Below are 7,853 nucleotides of genomic sequence, written 5' to 3'. Positions count from 1 at the left end.
GCGGGAACCGCTACGAGACCCCACCCGCACTCACGACCCGGGCTCCGGCATCCGGTACCCCACCCCGCGAAGGGTCTCGATGGTCTGGGTGCCGAACGGGGCGTCGATCTTCTTCCGCAGGTAGCCGACGTAGACCTCCACGACGTTGACCTCGCCGTCGTAGTGCGCGTCCCAGACCGCGCGCAGGATGTCCGTCTTGGTCACGACCTGGCCCGCGTGCCGCATCAGGTGCTCCAGCACTCCGAACTCGCGCGGGGTCAGGGTGATCTCCGTGTCGCCGCGGTGCACCCGGTGCCGGGCGGGGTCGAGCCGGAGGTCGCCGACGGCGAGCACGGTGGGCCGGGCGTCCCCCGCGCGGCGCTGCAACGCCCGCAGCCGCGCGAGCAGCACGACGAAGGAGAAGGGCTTGGTGAGGTAGTCGTCCGCGCCGAGGTCGAACGCGTCGGCCTCGTCGTACTCGCCGTCCTTGGCGGTGAGCATCAGGACCGGCGTCCAGATCTCCGCCGCGCGAAGCCGCTCGAGGATCCGGTAGCCGGACAGTCCCGGGAGCATGATGTCCAGGATGACGACGTCGTACTCGCCTCGGACGGCCGCGTCGAGGCCGGAGGGCCCGTCGTGGCGCAGGTCCACGGCGTGGCCCTCCCGGGCGAGCCCGCGGCGGACCATCTCCGCCAGCGGGCGTTCGTCCTCGACCAGGAGCAGGCGCATCCGGTCACCGTAGGGCGTACGGCTGTGACGGCCCTGAGGGCACTGGCCAACCTGGTTAACGAGCGCTAACCTAGTTAACGAACGCTAACGTAGCTGGAGGATATCCATGCAGCTCACCGCAGCCACGCCGGTGCTGCGCACCTCGGTCGATCCTGGCGCGGACCAGTTCGCACGCAATGCGGAGTCGCACCGCGCGCTGGTGGCGGACCTGAACGCACAGCTCGCGACCGCGCGGCTGGGCGGGCCCGAGAAGTCGAGGACACGGCACGTCGAGCGCGGGAAGATGCTGCCCCGGGACCGGGTGGACTCCCTGGTGGACCCGGGGTCGCCGTTCCTCGAGCTCTCCCCGCTCGCGGCGCACGACCTGTACGACGGGGCCGCCCCGGGCGCGGGGATGATCACCGGCGTCGGGCGGGTGTCCGGCCGGGAGTGCGTGGTCGTGGCGAACGACGCCACGGTCAAGGGCGGCACCTACTACCCGATGACCGTGAAGAAGCACCTCCGCGCGCAGGAGGTGGCGCTGCACAACCGGCTGCCTTGTGTCTACCTCGTCGACTCCGGCGGGGCGTTCCTGCCCGCGCAGGACGAGGTGTTCCCCGACCGCGAGCACTTCGGCCGGATCTTCTACAACCAGGCGCAGATGTCCGGGCTCGGGATCCCGCAGATCGCCGCGGTCCTGGGCTCCTGCACCGCGGGCGGGGCGTACGTGCCCGCGATGAGCGACGAGGCCGTCATCGTCCGCAACCAGGGCACGATCTTCCTGGGCGGTCCGCCGCTGGTGAAGGCGGCCACCGGCGAGATCGTGACCGCCGAGGAGCTGGGCGGCGGGGACCTGCACTCGAAGGTCTCCGGCGTCACCGACCACCTCGCGAACGACGACGCCGACGCCCTGCGCCGGGTCCGCTCGATCATCGGCACCCTCGGCCCGCGCGTCGCGCCGCCGTGGGAGCGGCTGCCCACCGAGGCACCCGTCGTCGACCCGGCGGAGCTGTACGGGGCGGTGCCCACCGACTCGCGGATCCCGTACGACGTGCGCGAGGTGATCGCCCGCGTCGTGGACGGCTCGCGCTTCCACGAGTTCAAGTCGGAGTACGGGACCACGCTGGTCACCGGCTTCGCGCACATCCACGGGCACCCGGTCGGGATCATCGCGAACAACGGGATCCTGTTCTCCGAGTCCGCGGTCAAGGGTGCGCACTTCGTGGAGCTGTGCGACCAGCGCGGCATCCCGCTGGTGTTCCTGCAGAACATCTCCGGGTTCATGGTCGGCCGCGACTACGAGGCGGGCGGCATCGCGAAGAACGGCGCGAAGATGGTCACCGCCGTCGCGTCGACGCGGGTGCCGAAGCTGACCGTGGTCATCGGCGGCTCCTTCGGCGCGGGGAACTACGCGATGTGCGGGCGGGCCTACTCGCCGCGGTTCCTGTTCATGTGGCCCAACGCCCGCATCTCGGTCATGGGCGGCGAGCAGGCCGCCACGGTCCTCGGCACCGTCGGCAACGCCGACCCGCAGGCGATCCGCGACCAGTACGAGGCCCAGGGCCACCCCTACTACTCCACCGCCCGGATCTGGGACGACGGCGTGATCGACCCCGCCGACACCCGCACCGTCCTGGGCCTGTCCCTGTCGATCGCCGCCAACGCGCCCCTCGGGGACCCCGCGTTCGGCGTCTTCCGGATGTGAGGCGCATGTTCTCCACCGTCCTGGTCGCCAACCGCGGGGAGATCGCGGTGCGGGTGATCCGCACCCTGCGCTCGCTCGGGATCCGCTCGGTCGCCGTCTACTCCGACGCCGACGCGGGCGCCCCGCACGTCACCGCGGCCGACGTCGCGGTGCGGATCGGGCCCGCCCCGGCCGCCGAGTCCTACCTGTCGATCGAGAAGGTGATCGCCGCCGCGCAGGCCACGGGCGCCGAGGCGATCCATCCCGGCTACGGCTTCCTCAGCGAGAACACCGCGTTCGCCGCGGCCTGCGAGCGGGCGGGGATCGTGTTCGTCGGTCCGCCCGCGGCCGCGATCGAGGCGATGGGCGACAAGATCCGCGCGAAGCAGACCGTGGCCAAGGCGGGCGTGCCCGTGGTCCCCGGCTCCGACGGCCTCGGGCTCACGGACGAGGAGCTGACCCTCGCCGTGGAGCAGGTGGGCTATCCGGTGCTGCTCAAGCCCTCGGCAGGGGGTGGCGGCAAGGGCATGCGGGAGGTGCACCGGGCCGAGGACCTCGCCGCGGCCATCGCGTCCGCGCGGCGGGAGGCGAGGGGCTCGTTCGGGGACGACACCCTGCTCGTCGAGCGGCTGGTCACGAGCCCGCGGCACATCGAGATCCAGGTCCTCGCGGACACCCACGGCGCGGTCGTGCACCTCGGCGAGCGGGAGTGCTCGCTGCAGCGGCGCCACCAGAAGATCGTGGAGGAGGCGCCCTCGCCGCTGCTCACGCCCGAGCAGCGGGCGGCCATGGGGGACGCGGCCTGTGAGGCCGCCCGCGCCTGCGGCTACACCGGCGCGGGGACCGTCGAGTTCATCGTCGACGGGAACCGCCCGGACGACTGGTTCTTCATGGAGATGAACACCCGGCTGCAGGTGGAGCACCCGGTGACCGAGGAGGTCTACGGCGTCGACCTCGTGGCCCTGCAGCTGCGGGTCGCCGCGGGCGAGCAGGCGCCCTGGCCCGCCGAGCTCGTCCCGCGCGGGCACGCGGTCGAGGTCCGGGTCTACGCCGAGGACCCCGCCGCCGGCTTCCTGCCCACCGGCGGGCGGATCCTCGTCCTGCACGAGCCGACGGCGTCGAGGGTCGACTCCGCAGGCTCGGTCTCCGGGGTCCGGGTGGACTCCGGGATCGCCGAGGGCGGCGTCGTCGGCTCGGACTACGACCCGATGCTGTCGAAGATCATCGCGTACGGCGCCGACCGCGCCGAGGCGCTCCGGCGGCTGGACGCGGCGCTCGCCCGGACCGTCCTGCTGGGCCTGGGCACCAACATCGGGTTCCTGCGCGCGCTGCTCGCCGACCCGGACGTGCGCGCGGGCAACCTCGACACCGGCCTGGTCGGCCGCAGGCTCGACGCCCTGACCGGGCAGGACCTCCCGGCGGACGTCGTCGGGGTCGCCACCGGGATCGCGTTGTTGGACCTCGAGCCGAGCGGGGCGGTCGTCGACCCCTTCGACATCCCCGGCGGCTGGCGGATCGGCGAGGACGCCTGGACGGTCCGCAGGCTGGAGGTGAGCGGGCACGACCCCGTCGAGGTGCGCGCCCGGGGCCGGGCCGCCGCGGCCGAGATCTCCGTCGACGGCGCCGGTCCCGTCCCCATCACCACTGTGCGCGCCGATGGTCGCCATAGCGACCATCGCCACTCACAAGGGGGCGTGACGCGGACCTGGACCTGCGCGCGCGACGCGAGCGGAGTGCTCTGGGTCGGGGCCGATGGCCGCAGCTGGGCGGTCCGCGAGCAGGAGGCGCTGGAGGCGGCGGCCGAGGAGGCCGCAGGCGCGGGCGGACCGGTGCTCTCGCCCATGCCCGGCACCGTGACCGTCGTCGAGGTCACCGAGGGACAACAGGTCACGGCGGGCCAGACGCTCGTCGTGGTCGAGGCCATGAAGATGGAGCACGTGCTCGCCGCGCCGGTCGACGGCACGGTCCGCGAGCTGCGTGCGCGAACCGGCGGGACGGTGGCCAAGGACGCCGTGCTGCTCGTGATCGAGGGAGCCGACGATGGATCTTGAGCTGAGCGAGGAGCACGCAGCGCTGCGGGCGACCGTCGAGGAGTTCGCGCAGAAGGAGGTCGCCCCGGTCATCGGGGGCTTCTACGAGCGCGCGGAGTTCCCCTACGAGCTCGTGGCGAAGATGGCCGCGATGGGCCTGTTCGGGCTGCCGTTCGGGGAGGAGCACGGCGGGATGGGCGGCGACTACTTCGCGCTCTGCCTCGCCCTGGAGGAGCTCGCGCGGGTCGACTCGTCCGTCGCGATCACGCTGGAGGCGGGGGTCTCGCTCGGCGCGATGCCGATCCACCGCTTCGGGACGGACTCGCAGAAGGCCCGTTGGCTCCCGCAGCTCGCGGCCGGGGAGAGGCTCGGCGCCTTCGGGCTCACCGAGCCCGGCGGCGGCACCGACGCGGGCGCCACCCGCACCACCGCGCGGCTGGACGGCGACGAGTGGGTGATCAACGGGTCGAAGTGCTTCATCACCAACTCCGGCACCGACATCACGGAGCTGGTCACGGTGACCGCCCGGACCGCGGGCGACGAGATCTCCGCGATCATCGTCCCCTCCGGCACCCCCGGGTTCACGGTCAGCGAGAAGTACTCGAAGGTCGGCTGGTCGGCCAGCGACACCCGCGAGCTCTTCTTCGACGACGTCCGGGTGCCCGCCGAGAACCTGCTCGGCGAGCAGGGCCGGGGGTACGCCCAGTTCCTGTCCATCCTCGACGAGGGTCGGATCGCGATCGCCGCGCTGTCGGTCGGCCTGGCCCAGGGCTGCGTGGACGAGTCGGTGCGCTACGCCCACGAGCGCGAGGCCTTCGGCAGGCCGATCGGCCGCTACCAGTCGATCCAGTTCCAGATCGCGGACATGGAGGTCCGGGCGCACACCGCGCGGCTGGCCTACTACGCGGCGGCGGCGAAGATGCTGGCGGGCAAGCCGTTCAAGAAGGAGGCCGCGATCGCGAAGCTGGTCGCCTCCAACGCGGCGATGGACAACGCCCGCACGGCCACCCAGGTCTTCGGCGGCTACGGCTTCATGAACGAGTACCCCGTCGGCCGCTTCTACCGGGACGCGAAGATCCTGGAGATCGGCGAGGGCACCAGCGAGGTCCAGCGGATGCTGATCGCTCGCACGTTGGGTCTCCAGTAGGGTCGTGAGATCCGCCGGATCGACCGGCCGATGGGGGAGGAGCCGACGTGGCGAGCTGGGACGACCTGGTGTCGTACGTCCGGGTGCGGTACGAGATCATGCGGTCGACCGACACCGAGCTGTGGTTCAACCTGCCGACCAAGGGCGAGCGCACCCAGCTCGTCGTGGTCCGCAGCGTGACCGGGGCGGACGAGTCGCCCGCCGCGCAGATCGCCTCCCCGGTGGGCAAGCTGTCCGATCTGGACCTGCCGCACCTGCTGGCGAAGGCGGGCGAGTCGGCGATCGGCGGGGTCGTGTCGCAGGACGGCGTGGTGGTCTTCCGGCACGCGATCCCCCTGCACGAGGGCGAGCTGGCGGCCTTCGACGCGCCGTTCCAGCACGTCGTGCACGTGGCAGACGAGCTCGAGGAGCTCCTCACGGGCGGTGACGAGCACTAGCTCATCCGACGGGGCTGGGCTCCAGCGCCTGCTCGACGACGATCCGGAGCCTGGCCAGGAGCAGATCGGCTTCTGCCCAGGTCAGGATGCCGGTGGCCACGCCACCGCGGATCTCCTCGGCCACCGAGCGCGCGAAGCGGGTGGACCACTCGTACCGTGCCTGCCCGTCACCCATTGCCACAGTGTGGGCTATGCCACTCGTCACGCTCGATCCGGGGTCCCACGTGTCACAGGGTTCCCAGGGGTCCCGCGGGACGTGGCGAACGGGTGAACAGTCGGCGACCTGAAGACACCGTCCGGTGGTCCGTCCCTGACGGACCGTCAGAGCAGGCCGGGTACCGCCGAGACCGTCCGCAGCTCGGTGATCGTCGGGTGACCGGCCGCGAGCAGGGCGACGTCGGTGTCCGGTCCCGCCGCCTCCTCCGGCTCGCCGACGGTGGCCTGCAGGGTGCCCGGGGCGCCGTCGACGCCCTCGGTGTGCGCCACCCGGACCTGCACGGACCCGAAGGGCGCGAGCGCGGCCTCGCGCAGCGGCCCCAGGTCGGAGGCGGGGGCGTCGGGCACGTTGAGCGAGAGGACCAGATCGCCGACGAGCTCGACCTGCACACGATCGTCACCGACGAGGAGTTCCGCGACCTCGTCGACCGCGACCCGATCACCGAGGCCGAGTTCGACGCCCTCGCCGCCACCCCCGGCCCCGCCCCCGCCCGGCCGGGCCGCGAGGGCCGGATGATCGTGCTGACGTCGGGCACCACCGGGACACCCAAGGGCGCCCGCCGCCCCCCGATCTCGAACCTCGGCCCGGCCGCCGCGATCCTCTCCGTGATCCCGATGCGCGCGGGCGAACCCGTCCTCGTCGCCGCGCCGCTGTTCCACACCTGGGGCAACGCGGGCCTGCTGCTCACCCTGCTGCAGGGTGGGACGGTCGTGCTGCGGCGCCGGTTCGACCCGGCGGAGCTGCTCGACACCGTCGAGGAGCAGCGGGTCGACACGATCGTCGCCGTGCCCGTCATGGCGCAGCGCCTGTTCGAGTCCGGCGTGGGCTGGCGCGGACACCGGCCCCGGATCGTCGCGGTCTCCGGCTCGGCCCTGCCCAGCGGCCTCGCGGGCGAGTTCATGGACCGCTTCGGCGACTGCCTCTACAACCTCTACGGCTCCACCGAGGTCTCCTGGGTCAGCATCGCCGCGCCGCGGGACCTGCGCGAGTCCCCCGGCACCGCCGGCCGCGCGCCCGCGGGCACCGTCCTGCGCATCCTGGACGACGACGGCCGCGCGGTCCCCCCGGGCACGGACGGCCGCGTCTTCGTGGGCAACGACATGCCGTTCGAGGGCTACACCCGCCCCGGCACCGAGATCGAGACGCACGACGGGCTGATCGGCACCGGCGACCTCGGGCACCTCGACGACGCCGGCCGTCTCCACCTCACCGGCCGCGGGGACGACATGATCGTCTCCGGTGGGGAGAACGTCCATCCCGGACCGGTGGAGGACCTGATCGCGGCGGACGACGCGGTGCGGGAGGTCGCCGTCGTCGGGGTGCCGGACGAGCGGTTCGGCCAGCGCCTCGCGGCCTACGTCGTGCTCCGGCCCGGAGCCTCGCTCGACGAGGACGGGGTGCGAGACCTCGTCCGCGCGAAGGCCGCCCGGTTCGCCGTTCCCCGAGACGTGGTGTTCCTCGACGAGCTCCCCCGTAATCAGACCGGGAAGGTCGTCAGCAGAGAGTTACCGACACTCGACTGAACGCATTATCCGAGGTCGCCCATGCGATTTAGGGGACCCTAAGGTAGAGTCCCGTCATGGCCGGGACCCCGCACGAGCGCTGCTCCGGCCTCGCGCGCGCCCTCGCCGAGCCGTTGCCCGGCACCGCT

Annotated in this window: 8 protein-coding genes; 5 read left to right on the top strand and 3 right to left on the bottom strand. The window is 72.5% G+C overall.

Annotation, left to right across the window (positions count from 1 at the left end; genetic code table 11):
- Positions 1-30: 30 nt before the first annotated feature.
- A complete protein-coding gene (locus tag H5J29_RS13970; protein WP_181781384.1) occupies positions 31-708 on the bottom strand; it encodes a response regulator transcription factor in 678 nt (225 codons plus the stop codon).
- Between the two features lie 106 nt (positions 709-814).
- Here H5J29_RS13970 and H5J29_RS13965 point away from each other — a divergent pair, with 106 nt between their 5' ends.
- The 4 genes from H5J29_RS13965 to H5J29_RS13950 are packed head-to-tail and all read left to right on the top strand — an operon-like array spanning position 815 to position 5,985.
- Positions 815-2,392, top strand: coding sequence for a carboxyl transferase domain-containing protein (locus H5J29_RS13965; RefSeq protein WP_181781383.1), 1,578 nt, complete (start codon positions 815-817; stop codon positions 2,390-2,392).
- Positions 2,393-2,397: 5 nt separating this feature from the next.
- On the top strand, positions 2,398-4,422 hold the full coding sequence (locus H5J29_RS13960; RefSeq protein ID WP_181781382.1) for an acetyl/propionyl/methylcrotonyl-CoA carboxylase subunit alpha: 2,025 nt from the start codon (positions 2,398-2,400) through the stop codon (positions 4,420-4,422).
- The gene (locus tag H5J29_RS13955) at positions 4,412-5,548 is read left to right on the top strand and encodes an acyl-CoA dehydrogenase family protein (RefSeq protein ID WP_181781381.1); all 1,137 of its coding nucleotides are present in this window, start codon (positions 4,412-4,414) and stop codon (positions 5,546-5,548) included. The genes H5J29_RS13960 and H5J29_RS13955 overlap by 11 nt, the downstream gene beginning before the upstream one ends.
- Before the next feature lie 47 nt (positions 5,549-5,595).
- On the top strand, positions 5,596-5,985 hold the full coding sequence (locus H5J29_RS13950) for a hypothetical protein (RefSeq protein WP_181781380.1): 390 nt from the start codon (positions 5,596-5,598) through the stop codon (positions 5,983-5,985).
- A 1-nt stretch (position 5,986) separates the two neighbouring features.
- Here the strand turns inward: H5J29_RS13950 and H5J29_RS13945 are convergent, their stop codons facing one another.
- Entirely contained in the window at positions 5,987-6,160 is a 174-nt protein-coding gene (locus H5J29_RS13945; RefSeq protein ID WP_181781379.1) for a hypothetical protein, read from the bottom strand.
- Positions 6,161-6,306: 146 nt separating this feature from the next.
- Positions 6,307-6,471, bottom strand: a complete 165-nt coding sequence (locus H5J29_RS34335) for a hypothetical protein (RefSeq protein WP_220187404.1) — start codon at positions 6,469-6,471, stop codon at positions 6,307-6,309.
- Here H5J29_RS34335 and H5J29_RS13940 point away from each other — a divergent pair.
- Positions 6,463-7,725, top strand: a complete 1,263-nt coding sequence (locus H5J29_RS13940) for an AMP-binding protein (protein WP_312858211.1) — start codon at positions 6,463-6,465, stop codon at positions 7,723-7,725. The genes H5J29_RS34335 and H5J29_RS13940 overlap by 9 nt on opposite strands.
- Positions 7,726-7,853: the final 128 nt, after the last annotated feature.

The organism is Pseudonocardia pini, assembly GCF_013870575.1.
Classification (GTDB): Bacteria; Actinomycetota; Actinomycetes; order Mycobacteriales; family Pseudonocardiaceae; genus Pseudonocardia; species Pseudonocardia pini.
The sequence above is the reverse complement of the archived record's forward strand: the minus strand, read 5'-3'. Positions and strand labels throughout refer to the sequence as shown.

What these genes read in the sequence shown, in the direction of transcription:
- H5J29_RS13960 (WP_181781382.1), top strand. Translation starts at nt 2,398, where the DNA reads ATGTTCTCCACCGTCCTGGTCGCCAACCGCGGGGAGATCGCGGTGCGG.
- H5J29_RS13970 (WP_181781384.1), bottom strand. Translation starts at nt 708, where the DNA reads ATGCGCCTGCTCCTGGTCGAGGACGAACGCCCGCTGGCGGAGATGGTC.
- H5J29_RS13955 (WP_181781381.1), top strand. Translation starts at nt 4,412, where the DNA reads ATGGATCTTGAGCTGAGCGAGGAGCACGCAGCGCTGCGGGCGACCGTC.
- H5J29_RS13945 (WP_181781379.1), bottom strand. Translation starts at nt 6,160, where the DNA reads ATGGGTGACGGGCAGGCACGGTACGAGTGGTCCACCCGCTTCGCGCGC.
- H5J29_RS13965 (WP_181781383.1), top strand. Translation starts at nt 815, where the DNA reads ATGCAGCTCACCGCAGCCACGCCGGTGCTGCGCACCTCGGTCGATCCT.